At 48.0% G+C, this 19003-nt stretch carries 12 protein-coding genes; 5 read left to right on the forward strand and 7 right to left on the reverse strand.

From position 1 onward, the window contains the following. Positions 1 to 21: 21 nt before the first annotated feature. Positions 22 to 519 carry a CBO0543 family protein gene (locus DFP97_RS31870; RefSeq protein ID WP_114378531.1) on the reverse strand — a complete coding sequence of 166 codons (498 nt, stop codon included), beginning with the start codon at positions 517 to 519 and terminating at the stop codon, positions 22 to 24. A 120-nt stretch (positions 520 to 639) separates the two neighbouring features. Here DFP97_RS31870 and DFP97_RS03235 point away from each other — a divergent pair, with 120 nt between their 5' ends. The 5 genes from DFP97_RS03235 (at position 640) to DFP97_RS03260 (ending at position 6833) form a co-directional block, all read left to right on the forward strand. Beyond that, the gene (locus tag DFP97_RS03235) at positions 640 to 1497 is read left to right on the forward strand and encodes a hypothetical protein (protein ID WP_114378532.1); all 858 of its coding nucleotides are present in this window, start codon (positions 640 to 642) and stop codon (positions 1495 to 1497) included. Positions 1498 to 1558: 61 nt separating this feature from the next. Further along, positions 1559 to 3127 (forward strand): spore germination protein, encoded by a 1569-nt coding sequence (locus DFP97_RS03240; RefSeq protein WP_114378533.1) that lies wholly within the window; start codon positions 1559 to 1561, stop codon positions 3125 to 3127. A gap of 24 nt (positions 3128 to 3151) precedes the next feature. Next, entirely contained in the window at positions 3152 to 4348 is a 1197-nt protein-coding gene (locus DFP97_RS03245) for a Ger(x)C family spore germination protein (protein WP_114378534.1), read from the forward strand. 257 nt (positions 4349 to 4605) lie between these two features. Continuing rightward, complete coding sequence (locus tag DFP97_RS03255) at positions 4606 to 5703, forward strand: GerAB/ArcD/ProY family transporter (RefSeq protein WP_114378536.1); 1098 nt, start codon at positions 4606 to 4608, stop codon at positions 5701 to 5703. A 32-nt stretch (positions 5704 to 5735) separates the two neighbouring features. Beyond that, positions 5736 to 6833 carry a GerAB/ArcD/ProY family transporter gene (locus DFP97_RS03260; protein ID WP_114378537.1) on the forward strand — a complete coding sequence of 366 codons (1098 nt, stop codon included), beginning with the start codon at positions 5736 to 5738 and terminating at the stop codon, positions 6831 to 6833. A gap of 72 nt (positions 6834 to 6905) precedes the next feature. Here DFP97_RS03260 and DFP97_RS03265 read toward each other — a convergent pair whose 3' ends face one another. The 6 genes from DFP97_RS03265 to DFP97_RS03295 form a co-directional block, all read right to left on the reverse strand. After that, the gene (locus DFP97_RS03265; protein WP_245975882.1) at positions 6906 to 7424 is read right to left on the reverse strand and encodes a DUF3231 family protein; all 519 of its coding nucleotides are present in this window, start codon (positions 7422 to 7424) and stop codon (positions 6906 to 6908) included. Between the two features lie 118 nt (positions 7425 to 7542). Further along, the gene (locus tag DFP97_RS03270; protein WP_114378539.1) at positions 7543 to 9249 is read right to left on the reverse strand and encodes a GMC family oxidoreductase N-terminal domain-containing protein; all 1707 of its coding nucleotides are present in this window, start codon (positions 9247 to 9249) and stop codon (positions 7543 to 7545) included. Positions 9250 to 10077: 828 nt separating this feature from the next. Beyond that, a complete protein-coding gene (purT, locus tag DFP97_RS03280) occupies positions 10078 to 11259 on the reverse strand; it encodes a formate-dependent phosphoribosylglycinamide formyltransferase (RefSeq protein WP_114378540.1) in 1182 nt (393 codons plus the stop codon). A gap of 137 nt (positions 11260 to 11396) precedes the next feature. Continuing rightward, the gene (locus DFP97_RS03285; protein WP_114378541.1) at positions 11397 to 13220 is read right to left on the reverse strand and encodes an ABC transporter ATP-binding protein; all 1824 of its coding nucleotides are present in this window, start codon (positions 13218 to 13220) and stop codon (positions 11397 to 11399) included. After that, a complete protein-coding gene (locus DFP97_RS03290; protein ID WP_114378542.1) occupies positions 13220 to 15007 on the reverse strand; it encodes an ABC transporter ATP-binding protein in 1788 nt (595 codons plus the stop codon). Before DFP97_RS03290 ends, DFP97_RS03285 begins: the two co-directional genes overlap by 1 nt. Positions 15008 to 15302: 295 nt before the next feature. Then, a complete protein-coding gene (locus DFP97_RS03295; RefSeq protein ID WP_114378543.1) occupies positions 15303 to 18998 on the reverse strand; it encodes a dynamin family protein in 3696 nt (1231 codons plus the stop codon). Positions 18999 to 19003 lie beyond the last annotated feature (5 nt).

Consider the following 19003-nt stretch of genomic DNA (forward strand, 5'->3'; position numbering starts at 1 on the left):
CTACTCTTGAAATGTCTGTGTTCAATGCATAGGAATATGCAACCATTGCATTAAAAGAAAAACAATAACAACCGATACTAAATAAGCCCGAAGCGGCTTCCAATGATGAAGGATCAACATAGGAAACATCATCATGTCAAATAGCAACGAATAAAAAAAACTCCATCCATGATTATAAGAGATTCGCCCACAGGATTGCAATAATAGTTCAACGGAAGCATAAATGAGGACCCATTTTATTAAATAAAGGAGCTGTTTTTTAAAGGTTCGAGGGTACCGGGATAAGAAGATCAAAACGCTAAGCGGCATAGTAACTAATGCATAGACTATAACCGTTAGCTGTTCATTCATAAGAAAGTCAGGATGAAAAGTCCAAACCTTATTATCATGCAATAAATACTCATATAACAGCCCTCCTGTCGCGATGTAAAACATAGTTGTATGGTATTTATGCCAATTTACCCAGTCTCCATAGCGCCAGGTTGAGAAAATCGTAAACAAAGCAATGATTAAATGCACAGAATCACCAACATTTTTTTATTTTTTTTATATTCACCTCATTCACTCGGCCTTATGCATGTATAAAGTCGTACAGCCGAACGATACTATTGGAATAATCATTTCTTATGGGGTGTACCTATGGATTTTAATTCGTACTGGTATTTAGGATTAGCTATCTTAAGTCTTCTATTGTTGGTGTATATTTGCCTTAAAAAAAGAAGCGTTCGAAGCCTATTGCTGTTTTTTACAATTGTTGGAATTGGTTACGTCATTGAGGCTGTCATTTATATTCTTATGGGTAGCTATCAGTACTATCCGAAATTTATAGCCCATGAGCCTTATTACGATAGCAATATGGGGGCGATTGTTTCAAATGCATTAGCTTTACCTTCGGTGGCAACCTTCATTGCAGCTTTTAGGTTAAGATGGATGTGGCTGATTTTTTTTACATGTCTTATTGTAGGGATTGAGTGGTTATTTTTAAACCTTAACATCTATTCTCACAATTGGTGGCGCCTCGGTTATACAGCATTTGGCCTTCCGGTATTTTTTGCTTTGGCAAGAAAGATGTACCCGCTGGTTTTGCAGCCTTTAAAAGGATTCTTTCATTTTTTGATCCTGCTGTTAATCATAGGGGCGATTACAGGTACAATGAATATTCTCCCCATTATGTTCTTTTATAACAGATATTATCGACCTGGCTGGTATGCCGGCCAAGCACATGATACGACTGCTTTTTCCACCGTTTATTATATGTGCGCAAGTCTCCTTCTTGTTGTGATAGTGAAGCTCCACTGGAAATATAAATGGATGAAATATGCGCTCATTGCAGCTGTTGTAACAATTGTGACGATTATTTTGCAAGCAGAGGGAATACTGTACAGCCTTGTATGGTGGGATCCCATCTATTATGTACTTTTACCTTTAGTTGTTTTGTTTATTGCTGAGGCTGTAAGCAGACGCCTCTCCATGGGTTTAGAATCAAGAAAGAATTAGGTCTTTTCAAGCCGTTTGGATACCGTATACAAGAGAGACCACAAGGAAATAATTAATTAATATGAAAATAAAAAAAAATTTCTCCTCTCAAAGCGGCCAACACCAAATAATGGTGCAAACGGAGCCGTTATATGAAAGTCTTGATGAAAATATTCGGAAAATAAAAGAAGACCTTGGCAGCAGCGACGACATCATCATCCGAGAAATCCGGATCGGCAGAGAAGGGAGTGTCAAAGTAGCGGTTCTTTACACAGACGGATTAGCAGACAAACAAGTCATTACAGAATTTTTTATGGAATCACTAATGAAGAAGGATACTCTAATCGAACCGATCGAGCAGCTTTCTGATGGCGACAAACGATTGGAATCTTTGAAAGGTATGGTTCTCCAAATAGGTGACAACAAAGATATTACGGACTTCGCCTCTTTGTATAATTCGCTATTATCTGGTGATACGGTCATTTTATTAGACGGATATTCGCAAGGCATCGCAGCTAGCACGCAGGGGTGGCAAAGCCGCAGTATCTCGGAACCTGTCGCACAAAGTGTCGTTCGCGGACCTCAGGAAGCCTTCACCGAAACGCTTCGTACGAATACATCTATGATCCGCCGGAAAATAAAGGATCCGAACCTGTGGCTGGAAACGAAGCAAATCGGCAGGGTTACAAAAACCAATGTAGCCGTCATGTACATAAAAGGAATCGTCAATGACAAAATTGTCGAAGAAGTACGCAAACGTCTGGATCGGATTGATATCGACGGTATTTTGGAGAGCGGCTATATTGAAGAACTGATACAGGACGAAGTCTACTCCCCTTTTCCAACCATTAATAATACCGAGCGGCCCGATGTGGCAGCCGCCGAGTTATTAGAAGGTCGTGTCGTCATCCTGGTTGACGGCACCCCCTTTGTACTTATCGTCCCGACGTTGTTTATCTCATTCTTTCAGACAGCGGAAGATTATTACCAACGCGCGGATATAAGCACGCTCCTGCGGATTATCCGCTTCATAAGTTTGTTTATCGCTATGATAGGTCCGGCTCTCTATATAGCCATTACAACCTTCCACCAAGAATTGCTGCCGACTCAATTGCTAATCAGTTTGGCGGCTCAACGGGAAGGCGTTCCCTTCCCCGCTTTCATCGAAGCTCTCATGATGGAAGTGACCTTTGAGATATTGCGAGAAGCGGGTATCAGAATGCCGCGTCCGATAGGTCAGGCGGTATCAATCGTGGGGACTCTGGTTATTGGACAAGCGGCGGTTGAAGCTGGCATCGTGTCGGCTTCCATGGTTATCGTCGTCTCTATTACCGCCATTTCAAGCTTTGTCATTACAGGCTACAGCATGGCTATCTCCATAAGAATGATTCGTTTTGTCATCATGGGGCTGGCTGCATCCTTTGGCATCTTTGGAATTGTGGTTGCTTTGATCGCTCTTGTTCTTCATCTTTGCAGTTTGCGATCCTTCGGGATTCCTTATATGAGTCCTTTTGCTCCTTTTGTCGTTGGCGAACACAAGGATACGATTTTCCGGCTTCCCCATTGGGCGTTGTCTTCAAGGCCGCGATTAATCAATCAGAAGAACAGCATTAGAAAGCAAATGTCTCCGCCCTCCAAACCAAAATCATAATAGATTCTAGAAAGGAGCCCGCCAATGGCACGCAAGCTATTCGTGTTCATCAGTTGCCTTCTCCTTCTATTCCCGTTAACCGGGTGTTGGAATCGGCGGGAATTGAATGAGCTCGGGATTTCAGTAGGGATCGGGATCGATAAAGCGGAAAAAGGATACCGTGTCTCCGTTCAAGTTGTCAATCCGGGAGAAGTGACAGCCGGAAAAACAAGTGGAAACCGTACGCCGATCACCCTTTATGAAGCAACAGGAGATACCATTTTCGAAGCGATACGGAAAATAACAACCATTAGTCCCAGAGTCATTTACTTGGCCCATCTTCGCGTTCTCGTGATCGGAGAGTCATTGGCAAGAGAGGGGATTGAGAAGCCTCTCGATCATTTCTCCAGAGACCATGAAGTCCGAACGGACTTTTTCATTGTTATCGCAAAAGGGTCTACAGCCAAGGATGTATTGAAAGTTTTGACACCGATTGAAAAAATTCCGGCAAACAAACTGTATCTCTCCCTCGAGACTTCCCAAAAGGTGTGGGCGCCTACTGCGACGGTCACGCTGGACGAGCTCATGACGGACATTATCAGTGAAGGCAAAAGCCCCGTTTTGTCTGCAGTAAAAGTGACGGGAGGCGTTGAAGGCCAATCCCAAAAAAATGTAGAGAAAATTGATCCTTCCGGCCGTTTGAAATATACAGGCTTAGCTGTATTTAGAGAAGATAAATTAATCGGTTGGTTAAATGAAAAAGAAAGCAAAGGGTACAGCTATATTAGGGATAAAGTAAGGAATACGGTTGGTACTCTGGTCTGTCCTGAAGGCGGAAAAATAGGCGTAGAGGTTACGAGATCAAAAACGCAAGTCACAGGTAAGATGAATAATGGAAAACCTCAAATAAATATTGAAATCCGGATGGAAGAAAATATAGGCGAGGTAGAATGCCAAATCGATCTGACGAAGAGAAAAACGATTGAGGATCTGGAAAAAAGTGCAGAACAAAAAGTAGCAGCAATCATGCTCGGGACTATCCATAAGGTGCAGAAAAGTTTTAAGGTAGATATTTTTGGATTCGGCGAGGAGATCCACAGGGTTGATCCTACAGCTTGGAAAACGTTAAAACAAAATTGGGATGAGCAGTTTACACATTTGGACATTAATGTGAAAGCAGATGTACAGATCCGCCGCATAGGTACGGTCTCCAATTCTTTCCATAAAAAAGAGGAGGAATAATCGGTATGTGGGCTATTACAGGAATTATCGTTACAGCCTCTTTCATCGCTATGATCGAAGTCCCACCTCTGCTAAGAGCAAAATTAAAGGGGGAACTGTGGCTATTTTCAATCCTGCTCCTGCTTGGGACCGTGTTAAGCATAGCTAAGAGTCTCCAACTCGCTATCCCGAATCCTTTGGATATGCTCTGGACCATCTTTCAGCCTTTCAGTGATTGGTTATACAGCTTTCTAAAGTAATAATGGAGTGGAGACAAGATGACCAGCAACGTTAAAATCTCTGTGCGTCAGTTTACTGTGATCGTCATGTTCTACACGATCGGCACGACCATATTAGTGATTCCTTCAAGCCTAGCCGCGGATGCTGATCAGGATGCTTGGATCGCTGCGATACTTGGTTGGGTATTAGGGTTATTAATTGTTGGCTTCTATATACGGTTAGGCAGGCTGTTTCCTAATATGACGTTAATTGAATATAACGAAAAAGTGTTCGGGAAATGGTTAGGTAAGAAGATCTCCCTATTTTTTATTTTCTTTTCCTTTATATGCGCTGCTACAGTGTTATATTATTTGGGAAATTTTATGACGACACAGGTTATGCCTGAAACTCCGATCGAGTCTTTTACGATTCTCTTCGCAGGCATCGTTGTCATGGGACTGCGTCTCGGACTTGAAGTAGTCGCGCGTACCGCCGAAATCTTATTTCCCTGGTTTCTTTTGCTGTTTATTGTATCTACCCTTTTCCTCATACCTGAAATTGAAATTCAAAATATTCAACCGGTATTCGAGTTTGGCATAAAACCAATCATGAATGGGGCGTTAACTTTTGCCAGTACCGCTTCCCTTCCGCTCGTTATTCTTTTGTTGGTATTTCCTGCTTTTGTGAATCATCCGAAAGACGCGGGAAAAGCATATTTTATTGGAACTCTCCTTGGCGGACTGTTTGTCATTATTATCACTTTTTTGAGTATTTCAATATTAGGCGCTGATTTAAGTGAACGAAATATGTACCCCAGCTACGCTCTGGCTAAAAAAATAGATGTCGGAAACTTTATTCAACGGGTTGAAATCCTTATAGCGGGCATCTGGTTTATGACCATTTTTTTTAAAACCACGATTTATTCCTTTAGTTTCTTAACGGGTTTGGCACAAATATTTGGATTTAGAGATTATCGTCCATTCGCATTACCATATGGGATGATTTTGGTCGTATATTCACTTGTTGTATATCCGGATGTCGTTTATATGATGGATTTTGATTCTACTATTTGGATCCCTTATGCATTGACGATTGGTTTATTATTGCCGCTTATTATTTTAAGTGTCGGCAGCCTTAGAAAGAAAATAAAAAAGTGAGATGTTTCATGTAAGACTGGAGTTGAGAACGAATGATGAACACCGTTAAAATTTCGATACGGCAATTTACTGTACTTGTCATGTTCTATACGATCGGGACGACCATTTTAATTATTCCGTCGAGCCTTGCGGCAGATGCTGAACAGAATGCTTGGATTGCTGCAATAGTCGGCTGGTTATTAGGTTTTATTGCTGTAGGCTTATATATTTTGCTCAGCAGGCTGTTTCCTAATATGACGCTGATTGAATATACGGAAAAAGTGTTTGGGAAATGGCTAGGCAATCTGTTCTCCCTCTTATTTGTGATCTTTTCATTTATCGGAGCCTCTACCGTTTTATTCTATATGGGTAATTTTATGACGACCCAAGTGTTGCCTGAAACGCCCATCGAGTCTTTTACGATTTTATTTGCAGGCATTATTATTATGGGGCTGCGACTCGGACTTGAAGTGTTGGCACGTACCGCCGAAATTTTATTTCCGTGGTTTCTCATCCTGTTTATGGTTTCAACCCTTTTACTCATACCTGAAATAGAAATCCAAAAAATACAACCGATCGTAGAGATTGGCATTAAACCGATCATAAAAGGTGCGTTATCTTTTGTCGGTACGGCTTCCCTTCCGCTCATTGTTTTCTTAATGGTATTCCCAGCGTTTGTGAATAATCCAAAGAAAGCAGGAAAAGCATTTATTATTGGGAATTTACTAGGCGGATTATTTGTTATTATTATCACTTTTTTGAGTATTTCGATATTAGGCCCTGATTTTAGCGAAAGAAATATGTACCCCAGTTATGCATTGGCAAAAAAAATAAATATCGGAAATTTCATACAGCGGGTAGAAATCCTAATGGCTGGCATGTGGTTTATGACTATTTTTTTTAAAACCTCGTTCTACTCCTATAGTTTCTTGAAGGGTCTTGCACAAATTTGCGGACTCAAAGATCACCGCCCGCTCGCGTTACCTTACGGGATCATTTTGGTCGTGTATTCACTCGTCGTGTATCCGAATGTGGTTTACATGATGGATTTCGACTCGAAAATTTGGGTCCCTTATGCGTTAACGACCTGCCTCTTCCTGCCGCTCATCATACTAGGAGTCGGTACAATTCGAGGGAAGATGAAAAAGTAATTCGACGCAAAAAAAACCGCAAACTTTGCGGTTTGATGCTCTCCCTTTTCAACTGCAGCCATCAAAAGATTGTTAAACCTTTTGTATAAATGGTTCTGTTTGAAAGTATGGCGGCTGTTTAAGCCAGCCTCTTTTCATAGCCAGATCCTTTAATGGTACTGAGGCCGTGACCTTCATGATCTGAAATTTGGCAAACATAGCTGCCACATCCGGTCTGACGGCCTCCGTCAATCCTCGGCAAGCATAATTAATGCCTAATACCAAATTGAACTGTACAAGATTTGTAACTTCCTCGTCATTCAATTTTGCACCCTCCGGAATATCCCGGAAATCTCCGATTGGTTTCTCAGGTGTTGTTTCAGGCAACGTTATTCCTTCTGCTCTGAGAAACTCTGTCAGCTCCTTGATAATTGGTCCATGAACGTTGTTAATGATGTTTTTTATGTTATCCCTGAGTTCAGGATCTTGAACAATATTGAAAGAAATTTGTTCGCCCCGCATTGTTTGTTCCGAAGCGGTTAAATACATCCATAAATTCATCACTTCCCCTGCGTTTAAAGGAGACTTTTCTCCGTCTAAATAAGGCTTCATCGCATCCTTCAGGATCTCCAGTAAATTCATTCCTTCACCTCTTTTTTCTCTTTACTTACAAATAAGTTACCCCCTTTTGATGCTTTCATTCACGTATGCAAATTCAATATAAACGAATCTAACTAAAATACTTGTTAACCAGTTTTTCAGCCGTTCTGGTAGCCAAGGCTTGTGTCGTAAGCGTTGGGTTGGCCCCTCCTATTCCATTATAATGACCGCTGTTGTCGGCTATATATAACCGCTTGACCTGATAAGCTTCGCAATCGGTATTAATGACAAACCCCATCCTCATTGCGCTTTCCAGATGGATAAACATGCCAGGCGGCCAATCGGCCCAGATTAATTTCTTAGCTCCCGCCTTTTGTAAAATCTCGGCTGCTATTTTGATTAGAATATCCCGGTTCCTTCTTGCTTTTTGACCAGGTGAATAATTTATTTTTGGAATCGGACCATGTTCATCCGTCATAGAAGAATCGACAGTAATCCCGTTCCGCTGATCCACCTCATCATCCGCATAAATGTTTATATGTAAAGCCCTCCGGTAGTTTGCCATCAATTCCGCCAGCTGCGATCCGCTGATAAGACCCTGGGCATACCAAGGTGTCCCCGATGCAGGCGGATTCAAGTCGTTATAACCTGATTCACTGATCCCATAGCTAAAAGCGGCGGTTAAACCCGGACTAAGGCCATTCACCTGAATGCTCCCTATTCCAGGGTAGTCCAGTCTAGCGCCTGATGTATGACCGACAAAAGGATCAATTTCCGTCTTCCCCAAGATGGAATATAACACCGTTTCATCAAAGATGCCCGTTACCCAGTCAAAATAATGATTAACAAGTCCTCTCCCTACCCATGGATTATTAGGCAGACCTGAGTTTAACCAAAGACGGGGACTTTCTATACATCCGGCTGCCATTACCACGGCTTTCGCAAAAATCTCTTCCGTTTCCCCTGTCCATGTATCCCTGGTTCGTACACCAATGGCATGCAGACCTTCCTGCTGATCTTTTTCCGTTAGGATTTTAATCGTAAACGTATTCGGCTTTATTTGAACCCTCCCCGTCTTTAACGCAAGCGGAACATAGCTCACATTGGTTGAACGCTTGGCTATTTTATCGACCGATGGTCCATGCGGGCATCCGTTAATACAATGTCCCGCCAGCGTGCATCCTTCCATCCAGGATAGCTCCTCTAACGAATAATTCGGATTCATGAGGTTCCTGTTCGGCGGCAGAATGGCATTGGGCTGAGGACGATAGCCGGGAGACGTCACATCAAGTGTCGAAATCAATGACCAACCAGCCCTTTTGGCCCCGTAATAAAATAGTTCCTCCTTTGCGGTCATCGGGGCAAATTCAACAGGAAGTGTGGCTTCTACCTTTTCATAATAGGGTATCAAATCTCGATAGGATATAGGCCATATATCATCGACAGCTTGTGGAAATGCCCGCGGAGAATGCCCCAGATAATGCTGCGTACTCCCCCCAACGCCCGAATTTTGCCAGACATAACCTTTCTGGGATAAGATCCGACTCCAGGGAGCTCGGCTGCTGTCAGCCGGCCCCCAACGAATTCTGCCTGAAATCAGATCGTTCATTATATTTTCTTGTTTGTTATATAATTTCTTAAAGAGAACGACATCTAAATCCTTCGTGCTTGAACTGCTTATCGCTCCCCTCTCCATATTGGGTTCTGGCCACTGCTTATTTCCATACCAAGGGCCCGCTTCCAAGACTAAAACCTTTACACCCAGCTCTCCCAGCTCCTTGGCCATGACTGCTCCGCCGCCGCCCGCACCGATCACGATTACATCATGGTCGAACATTCACCTGCCCCCTTATTATGCGGATATCTAAGTATGAATCCCCGAAATTCTCGGTAGCCGAAAGAGGGCCCCGGGTATCCGACCAAGCCCCAACTCGGCGGATAACATTCGAGTCTCCGAAAGTCGGGTGTAAAAAGCCGGGTGCTGCCATACCCGAACCATTCCGAGTAATAACCGAAAAGGGTTAGTTGATTTATGGAACTCATCATGACCTGAATGAGTGCGGGGTTGTTTTGATAAGGAAGGGGTAGACTTTGAAGAGAAATATCCAGACGGTCCAATAACATAACCGTGAGCAATCTATCGCTGCGTGAAAGAGTAGAAAATAGACGTCCGCCGGGAAATGGGCAACCGTCTTGAGGTTGAACCGCGTGGCTTGTTCGAATGAATTGCTCTGCCCCCAGATCAAGTAAAATGGCTGTTGATTTAGATAAAGGGGTAATATCGGGATTCCCCGTTGGAGGTATATATTGAGAGTGGTCCAAATCCCATATGACATAATCGTGTATGCATAGATTTAACGCTCCTGGTATTTGAATCACCCCTGCCTGGGCATAGCGGAGCGTGGGCGGGATTACTGCATCGACAAACGCCTGAAATGTAGCCTGGGTGTGAGAATCGTGCATGCCCTCATGACTCGCGGAACTCACCAATGACTCTCACCGCCTCGTCCAACCTATTTTCTGCTGAAACTTTATCTTATTGTATTTATGAAGTTGTTATTACATGCCCGGCAGTTCTACATTTAAAAGGTAATTTGGGTTAATAAAAAACCTCCATTTTCCCTTATCGGGAAATCTGGAGGTTTCTTGGTTCATTGATAATTAGTTAGTTATCGTATTCGATATGCAGCGCTTCAGCGGCAAGACGCGCAGTTTCACGCGCTTGCTCGACATCGGACGCAGAGCTGAGCGCAACGGCCATGCGGCGGCCTACCTTCGTCTCCGGCTTGCCAAATATACGAACCTGCGTGTTAGGCAAGGCGAGTGCTTCCCCGATTCCGCCGATACGGAATGAGTTTGATTCGCGGTCTGCCTTCAACGTATGCGATGCTCCTGGCGTCAGCAAACGGATCGTCGGGATCGGGAAGCCAAGAATTGCACGCACATGCAGCGCGAATTCAGATAGATCCTGAGTAGCCATCGTCACCATTCCCGTGTCGTGCGGGCGCGGCGATACTTCACTGAACAATACACCATCCTTTGTAATAAACAGCTCAACGCCGTAGATACCGTAGCCGCCCAGTTCATTCGTTATTTGCAGCGCAATCGCTTCCGCTTGCGCAATTTGCTGTCCGGTCATTTCATGCGGCTGCCACGATTCAATGTAATCGCCATCCTTCTGAACATGCCCGATTGGCGGACAATAGCTCGTACCCGAGACAGAACGGACAGTAAGAAGGGTAATTTCGGATTCAAACGTCACGAAGCCTTCTACGATGATGCGCTGCTTCTTCGCGCGGCCGCCTTCCATTGCATAGTTCCAGCAGGTTTCAAGCTCCGCTTCCGAACGGCATACGCTTTGCCCTTTGCCGGAGGAGCTCATAATCGGCTTAATGACACATGGAAAACCTAGTTCAGATGCAGCCTGGCGCAGTTCATCCAGCGTATCGGCGAAGCGGTATGGAGCCGTGGGCAAGCCTAGCGTTTCAGCTGCTAAACGGCGAATGCCTTCACGGTCCATCGTGAGCCATGCAGCACGGGCCGTCGGGATAACACGGTGACCTTCCTTCTCAAGCTCAAGCAGCGTTTCCGTTGCTATCGCTTCAATCTCGGGAACAATATAGTCCGGACGTTCCTGCTCGATAATACGTCGAAGCGCAGCTCCGTCCAGCATGTCCGTCGTATAGCTGCGGTGCGCAGCCTGCATAGCCGGCGCGTTATCATAACGGTCTACGGCAATCGTCTCAACGCCGAGCCGCTGCGCCTCCAGCACAACCTCTTTTCCAAGTTCGCCAGAGCCAAGCAGCAGCAATTTACGGGCATTCGATGTTAACGGTGATCCATACATAAAGAAAGAGAACCTCCTGGAAGCAAGCCGATATACCATTCAACTCTTTAACCCTGAGTTGGACAAGCGATCGGTTCGTTTTTTCTTCCATTGTGGAGGTTCCCTTTGCAAAAATCAACCATTAATATGATTTGACCTTAAAGAAAACGGTATTGCGCCTCAATTAAGCCGTTATATACGCCGCGCTTAGCGATTAATGCCTCATGATTGCCTTGTTCAACAATCTTGCCGTGATCGAGCACGATAATTTCATCCGCATGGCGAATGGTCGACAAACGGTGTGCGATCATGAACGACGTACGTCCCGCAAGCAGCGCTTTGAGCGCCTCTTGAATTTTAAGCTCGGTCTCGGTATCAATACTAGCCGTTGCTTCATCCAATATAAGAATTCGCGGATCCGCAAGCAGTGCCCGGGCGAACGACAGCAGCTGACGCTGTCCCATTGAAAGCACATTGCCTCGTTCCTCGACCTGCGTATCGTAGCCGTCCGGCAGACTCATGATGAAGTCATGCGCATTTACAGCCTGGGCAGCCTTTACCACTTCCGCATCGGTCGCGTTTAGCCGTCCGTAACGGATATTGTCACGGATCGTACCCGCAAAAATAAACGTATCCTGCAGCACGATACCAACCTGCGAGCGCAAGCTCTCAATCGTTACATCGCGAATATCGATGCCATCTATAAGCACGCGGCCTTCAACCGGATCATAAAAACGGCAAAGCAGGTTAATAATCGTACTTTTGCCTGAGCCGGTATGGCCGACGAGCGCTATCGATTGCCCCGCTTTCACGTCGATCGTAACACCTTTGAGCGCTGGCCTGCCCTTCTCATATTCAAAGACAATATTGTCGAACTTCACCGCTCCATGAATTTGCGGCAGCGGCTTAGCTGCTGTCAATTCGGCAACGGTCGGCTCCTCGTCAATAAATTCAAATATACGTTCTGACGAAGCCATTGCGATAAGAAGCTGAGAATACATCTGGCCTAACCGGTTGATCGGATCCCAGAAGTTGCCGATATAGTTGGCGTAACCGACAAGCAGCCCGACTGTAATGGCTTCCTGCTGAATCAAATGCGCGCCGTACCAGAACAAGATAAACGTACCGACTGCAGACGTTATCTCAATGACAGGTCCAAAAGCCTGATTAAGCGCGGACGCTTTATTCCAAGAATTAACGTTGACCGTGTTCATCTGATTGAAAAAGCCCATGTTGTCTTTTTCCTGAACATACGCTTGGGTAACTTTCATCCCCTGGATACTTTCATTCAAGTGGGCGTTGATACGCGATTGCTTCATCCGCACATCCTGCCAAGCAAACCGGATTCGTTTGCGAAGCGTGGTCGAGACCAGGAACATAAGCGGAACCGTTATCATAACCGCGATCCCTAACTTGAAGTTCCACACAAGCAAAATGATTACGATACCAAACAGCTGGACACAGTCCATCAGCAGATTGACGACCCCGTTCGTAAACAGGTCCTGCAGCGAATTGACGTCGTTCGTTACGCGAACCAGCACCGAGCCGGCCGGACGTTTATCATAAAAACGGAAGGATAGCTTCTGAATGTGCTGGAACAAATGATTCCGAAGATCATAAATGACCTTTTGTCCAATGATGTTGGTATACTTGATCCGGTAAGTATTGGAGGCCCATTGCAGCACATATAAAAATAGCATGAAAGCGGCAATGATGACGAGCTTCGGAATGCTTGTCGTTCCACTCGCCGGCGCGATCGCTTCGTCAATGGCCAAGATGACAAGCGCAGGCACTCCGAGCCGGGTCAACGTGCCCAGAATCATCATGATGACGACAGGTAACAGCTGCTTCGTGTAGGGCTTCATATACATAGCCAAGCGGCGCAATTGCCCCCAGTTAAACGGCTTTTCAATCAGTTCGTCGTCTTGGTAAACGAACCGTTCATTTTTGTTGCTTGCTTTCACTTTACTGGTTGCGCTCATTATAAGGTACTCCCTTTCCGATCATGCGCTTTCACAATCGAGGCTGCTTCATCAAGCGGATAATCAGCATATTGAATGTTATAAGTTTCCCGGTATGGTCCATTCTGAGCGACTAATTCAGCATGCGTACCCCGCTGCACAATATGGCCTTTATCCAGAACAATTATTTCGTCGGCATGACGCAGCGATGAGATCCGGTGTGCAATGATGAATGTTGTCCGGCCAGCCATCAGCTCCTTAAACCCAGCTTGAATTTCATGCTCCGTCTCCATGTCAACCGCACTAGTGGCATCGTCCAAAATGAGAATGCGCGGGTTTTTGATGAGTGCCCTTGCAATAGCAATACGCTGCTTTTGTCCGCCGGACAAGCCCATGCCTCTCTCCCCGACGATCGTATCGTAGCCCAGGGGCAGCTCCATAATGAAATCATGCGCTTTCGCCAGCTTCGCGGCATATTCAATTTGCTCCGGCGTTACATCACGCACACCGTATGCGATATTGTCGCGAATCGATGCCGAGAATAAAAACGTTTCTTGAAACACCGGCGCAATTTGCCGGCGAAGACTCCCGACATCCAGGTTACGTATATCCATGCCGTCCAGCGTAATGCTTCCGTGCTTTACATTGTAGGCACGCATGAGCAGTTGAATAATCGTGGACTTCCCTGATCCTGTTGCGCCCAGAAACCCGATAACCGAACCTGCAGGCGCGTCAATTACAATATCCGTCAACGCCGGTGATTTGTCTGGATAGCTGAACGTGACATGATTAAAGCGTACATGGCCTTTAACCGTCTCACCCGTAACCTCGACCGCGTGCTCTGTATTTTTTACATGCACATGCTCGTTCAGAAGTCCCAAAACCCGTTCACCTGATGCTTTAAACTGCGTATAGTTATTAATGTGGAAGCCCAGCCCCCACATCGGGCCGATAATGTACCAAATTAAGCTGAAAAACGCGACGAATTCACCAAGCTTCAGCGAATTATTGATAACAAGAATACCTCCGGTGACAAGGAGAATGACAGCGCTTAAATTTGCGACAAGCTCCATGACCGGGAAAAACTTTGCCCAAATCTTTGCGGCTCCGACTTGATTCGTCTGATACGCCTCGCTGCGTACCGAGAACTTCGATACCTCGTGCGTCTCGCGGGCAAACGATTTTACCGTCCGCACGCCCGTAATGTTTTCTTGAACGGCTGTTGTTAAATTACTCATCGCTTGACGCATTTCGCGAAACGCGGGATGAATGTTACGTTCGAAGCGGATCGCCGCGAAGCCCAGCAAAGGAATCGTTACTAGCGTTATTAGCGTTAACTGCCAATGAATGGACAGCATCATAACGCCGCCGAACACGACCATAAGCACCATGTTCAAAATTTGCGCGAAGCCGAAGCCGATAAAGTTGCGGATGGCTTCCAGATCCGCAGTCAGCCGCGACATAAGATCGCCTGTCTTGGCTTTGTCGTAATACTGAAAGGACAGCGTTTGCAGCTTATCGTACAAAGCGTTGCGCATGCGGAACGCAACCCGGTTACCGAGACGGCCGCCAAAAAAGCCGTGTAAAAACTGCATGCATCCTTTAAACGTAACGACTCCGACAACCGTAAACGCAAGTGCCGGCACAAGTTCAAATTTCCTAGGCCCGATCACATCGTCAATCAAGTACCGCAGCAAATTCGGATAGACAAGTCCGAGCGCCGTAGCGCACATTAAGCATAGTATGGAGGAGAACAAAAACTTCCGTTCTGCCCAATAGAATGCTTTCAACTGCCTTAATACGTCCAAGTAAATCCATCTCCCCGTTGCTATTTTATAAGTATGAATGAATATTATCAGCATCGGTAAACAGGAGCAAACAGTATAAAAATGCGAATATGTGTTTGAGCCCTCTTATATTGGCGATATAGAAATTGGAAACCGTTAAAGCTCCTAAATAGTCCTAAATCGTGATGTATATGTGCCTATTACTCGCTTTTTGCACATAAACACACAAATATAAAAAATGCTTTTGCAGGGCGATTGTGCACCCGCAAAAGCATTCAGCGATATATGCGATGGAACGATTAGCATTCATTGACGATTAGAGATCAATTAACCGATTGTAAAGCTGCTTCAATTCTTCCGTGTTGGCATTTCCAGTCAGTGAGCTTCGTTTGCCTTCCGCATAGGCAAGCATATCCTCCTGCAGGCGGTTTCCTGCCTGATTTGCCGCCATATTCCAAGACTGCTCATAAAGAACCGTCCACGAGGAGGACTGCTCGGACATCCAGCCGTTTAAGGAAGGGGCAAGCAGTGTCTCGAGCTCCTTGCGGAGCATGGCCTTCCCTTCACCCTCGAAAAACTGCCGCGGCGACTTGAAGCGGCTCCACAGCCACTTCGCGTCGATACGCTCTGCCTGCCATGCTGCGGGTTCATCCGGCGTCGGCAGTTCAGCAGCCTGGTAAGGCACTGCATTATAAGCGGTAATTGCTGCTTCTAGACGCTCTAGGCAGCTGTCGTACTGCTTTTGCAACAGCGAATGAACACCGCGCTCCATCCGGAGTGACGTTGCGAGCAGCTCCTGTGAGAGCTCGGTTTGGACGAGCCTTTGCAGCTCAAGCCATGCCGTCCAAATCGCTTTGCGCAAATCGCGTCCGTCGTCCTGCAGCGAAGCAGGATTAAAGGCGAGATTATAAAACTCGCCAAACCGGAATTGAATACGCTGCACGACATAATACAACAGCTCGCTCAGCTCCTGCTTAAGCTGCTCCGGCATTGCGCCCGACTGCAGGGCGGCTACTTCACCTTTGGCCTCGCTCACAGCAAGCAGCAGCTCATTAAGCTCCGTTTCCCGGGCTGCCGCATCTCCTTCTGCGCTCTGGAGCCAGCCCGCTACCGTTGCAGCGGCGCGCTGCAAATCCTGCTCAGCAGAATCGATTGCGAGTCGGCCTAGATCGTTCTGTATAAACGAAAGAAATGATTGCTCAAATGCTTCGATGCCGGAGCGCTTCAGCAGCTCGGTATCATCATCCTGCTTACCGTCAAGCGCCTGCAGGCTTGATACAGGGAATAGACGCGGCGAACGGATCGCATGCTGCAGCAGGTTCGCTTCCACGTGCTTCAATACGCCGTCCAGCTCCTCTTGATCAGCTGCCAGATCGGCGGCATTTACGAGGAAAAACATCTTATCGAGCTCGAACTGGTCCTTCACGCGGCCAAGCTGCATCAGAAACTGGCGATCCGCCTGCGAGAACGCATGATTGTAATAAGTGACGAACAGAACGGCGTCGGCATTTTTAATATAATTAAAGGCTACGCCCGTATGTCTTGCATTAACCGAGTCGGCGCCCGGCGTATCGACAAGCACGATGCCTTGCGCCGTTAAGGCGCAATCATAATGCAGCTCGATCTCGCTGACAAAACACGAACGCGATTCCTCAGCTACGTAGCGCTCATACTCCGCTTGACCCACCAGCAGCTGCTGGCCGAGCAGCGCTTCGTGCTCTGCCCAGCCTGCGCGCGCTGCGCGCAGGAAGCTGTAGTGCGGGCGGCCGCCAGCCTGGATGGCATCCGGCGACAAGCGGTCAATCGCCCGCATCAGATCTGCCGCGTCCGGCAATTGATCGGACGCGGCGTTTTCGCCGAGCAGCGCTAAGGAATAGCGCAAATCGCCCTCGATGGCGGCGCGCGATTTCATGACGATGCGCGCCGTGCCGTGGCCGTGCTCCGCCGTAGGAGGCACGAGGCGGTTGATCGCTGCGGTCGTCGGATTCGGCGAGACCGGCAGGACCGGCTCGCCGATCAGCGCGTTCGCGAGCGATGATTTGCCGGCGCTGAAGGCGCCGAACAACGCGATGGTGAAACGGCTGTCCTGCAGCCGCTTCGCCTTATCGCGCATCGCGTGCGCAGCCGCGGCCAGCGCCGCGTGCGGCGCCAGCAGCTCTGCGGCGCCGGCTAAGCGCGCCGCTGCGCCGTGCTGCTGCGCGAGCGCGGCTCCGCCCGCGAGAGCGCTTCGCGCTGCCGCATGCGGCGCAGACGCGCCAGCCCTCGCTGCGCCGGCGCCGCTAACCGCGGGCTTCGCCGCCACAGCCACCGCCGCTCCGCGCAGCGCAGTGCTCGAGCCGGCTGCTTCGCCAGCCGCCGCAGCAGCAGCTGCCGCGGCAGCAGCGCTTGGCGCCGGCAATGCCGGCTTCGCCGGCGGCTCCGGCAGCGCTGCCGCCAGCCTCGCCTCATGCTTAGCAGCGCGCTCCGCCAGCGCCGCCAGCGCCTCAAGAGCGCCAGCCTGCGCGCGAAGCGCCGCTAGCTGTGCCTGCGCTTCCGCTGTGGCTGCCTCGCCCGCCGCCGCTGCATGATCCGCCAGCGCATCGACGAGCTCAAGCGCCCGCTGGCGGTAAACGCCCTTCACGTCCGCGGCAAGGTCGCGGCTGTACGTCATCGTATATTCATTTCCGATGACGGCTCCAGCCTTCACCCGCTCCACAAGCCATTCAGGCTCCGGCAGCCAGCCCAGCGTTCGTGCGAGCTCCGACTCCAGAAGCTCGCTGTCATAGCCGATGCGCTCTGCTGCTTCCCTCAAGAAATGCTTAACATGCCAATCAATTGAAGCGCTGATTAAGCTGTTCAATTCCTCACGGAACGCCTGCAACCGCCGTTCCTGCTCGGCTGCCGTCTTCGCAGCCGCAAACAGCAGGCCGGCCTTGAAGCCCGGCTTGCGGCTCTCCAGGAACGTCTGCGCCAAATCACGCAGTCCCGCAGGTGTAATATTCGCATTATCGAGCAGCGTTTGCAGCTCTTTACGAAGCTCAGTCCGGTAAACCTCTTTCTCACCGGCAATTGTGCGAATAAGCGATGTTAACCGCGCCATCTCGCCCGTTACCTGAGCTGCCGCCTCTTCCCCGCCAGCTTCCTCGAGCAGGCGCTCGCGTTCCGGCTCTGTCTGAAGCTCGCTCCACTTCAAATGACTTGCTACCAGATGCCGCAGCGAAGCATCTACGCTGTACTCGCAAAGTGGCTCCCGCAGCTGCTGAAGAAGGTCCAGAAGCTCCAGCAGCTGCTCCCATTCCTGATGCGGATGATCCGGCTCGCGCAACGACAAATAAACGATTCCCGCCGGCTCCAAATGCCAGGCATGAAACGCTTCCTCCACACTTTGGCGGTAGCTGGCAAACGAAAGCTCGCGGTCACGATGCTTATCAATTTGATTAACGATAAAGTATAAGGGCTTGCCCCAGTCCTTCAGCTGCTTCGCAAAGGAAAAGTTGATCTCGGACTGCACATGGTTATAATCCATTACATAGAACACGACATCGGCAAGATGAAGCGCCGACTCAGTAGCCATACGGTGCGCGTCATCCGTTGAGTCGATTCCCGGTGTATCCAGCAACACGGTATGGGTGCCTAAAAGCCCGCTCGGATAAACAATCGATACAGACGTGAATTGCTCGCCGTCAACGCAATACCGGTCAAGCTCGTCAATTGGAACCTCTGCTTTGCTTTCGATTCCATCCCTAATCGTCTCGACTGCGGCATAAGCCCGCTCGCCGCCGCGAATGGATACGACGTTCGCGCTCGTCGGTATCGGACTCGATGGCAGCAGCTTCGCTCCGCACAGCCGATTGATCAGTGTTGATTTCCCAGCCGAAAAATGTCCGCAAAAAGCGACAGTAAGCCGACCCTCGGTCAGCTTACTGTTCAGCTCCTGTGCTTGTTTTGCATGTTTGTTGTCTCCAGCAGCTGCCATTGCGCCGGCTGCTTCGGCGATAGCTCCCGCTATGCTTTGCACCGTCATTTGTGTCATCTGGT

This window comes from Paenibacillus prosopidis (genome assembly GCF_003337375.1).
Lineage (GTDB): Bacteria > Bacillota > Bacilli > Paenibacillales > Paenibacillaceae > Pristimantibacillus > Pristimantibacillus prosopidis.

Coding starts and splice junctions, on each gene's coding strand:
- DFP97_RS03235 (WP_114378532.1), top strand. CDS start 640: ATGGATTTTAATTCGTACTGGTATTTAGGATTAGCTATCTTAAGTCTT.
- DFP97_RS03240 (WP_114378533.1), top strand. CDS start 1,559: ATGAAAATAAAAAAAAATTTCTCCTCTCAAAGCGGCCAACACCAAATA.
- DFP97_RS03245 (WP_114378534.1), top strand. CDS start 3,152: ATGGCACGCAAGCTATTCGTGTTCATCAGTTGCCTTCTCCTTCTATTC.
- DFP97_RS03255 (WP_114378536.1), top strand. CDS start 4,606: ATGACCAGCAACGTTAAAATCTCTGTGCGTCAGTTTACTGTGATCGTC.
- DFP97_RS03260 (WP_114378537.1), top strand. CDS start 5,736: ATGATGAACACCGTTAAAATTTCGATACGGCAATTTACTGTACTTGTC.
- DFP97_RS03265 (WP_245975882.1), bottom strand. CDS start 7,424: ATGAAGCCTTATTTAGACGGAGAAAAGTCTCCTTTAAACGCAGGGGAA.
- DFP97_RS03270 (WP_114378539.1), bottom strand. CDS start 9,249: ATGTTCGACCATGATGTAATCGTGATCGGTGCGGGCGGCGGCGGAGCA.
- purT (WP_114378540.1), bottom strand. CDS start 11,259: ATGTATGGATCACCGTTAACATCGAATGCCCGTAAATTGCTGCTGCTT.
- DFP97_RS03285 (WP_114378541.1), bottom strand. CDS start 13,220: ATGAGCGCAACCAGTAAAGTGAAAGCAAGCAACAAAAATGAACGGTTC.
- DFP97_RS03295 (WP_114378543.1), bottom strand. CDS start 18,998: ATGACACAAATGACGGTGCAAAGCATAGCGGGAGCTATCGCCGAAGCA.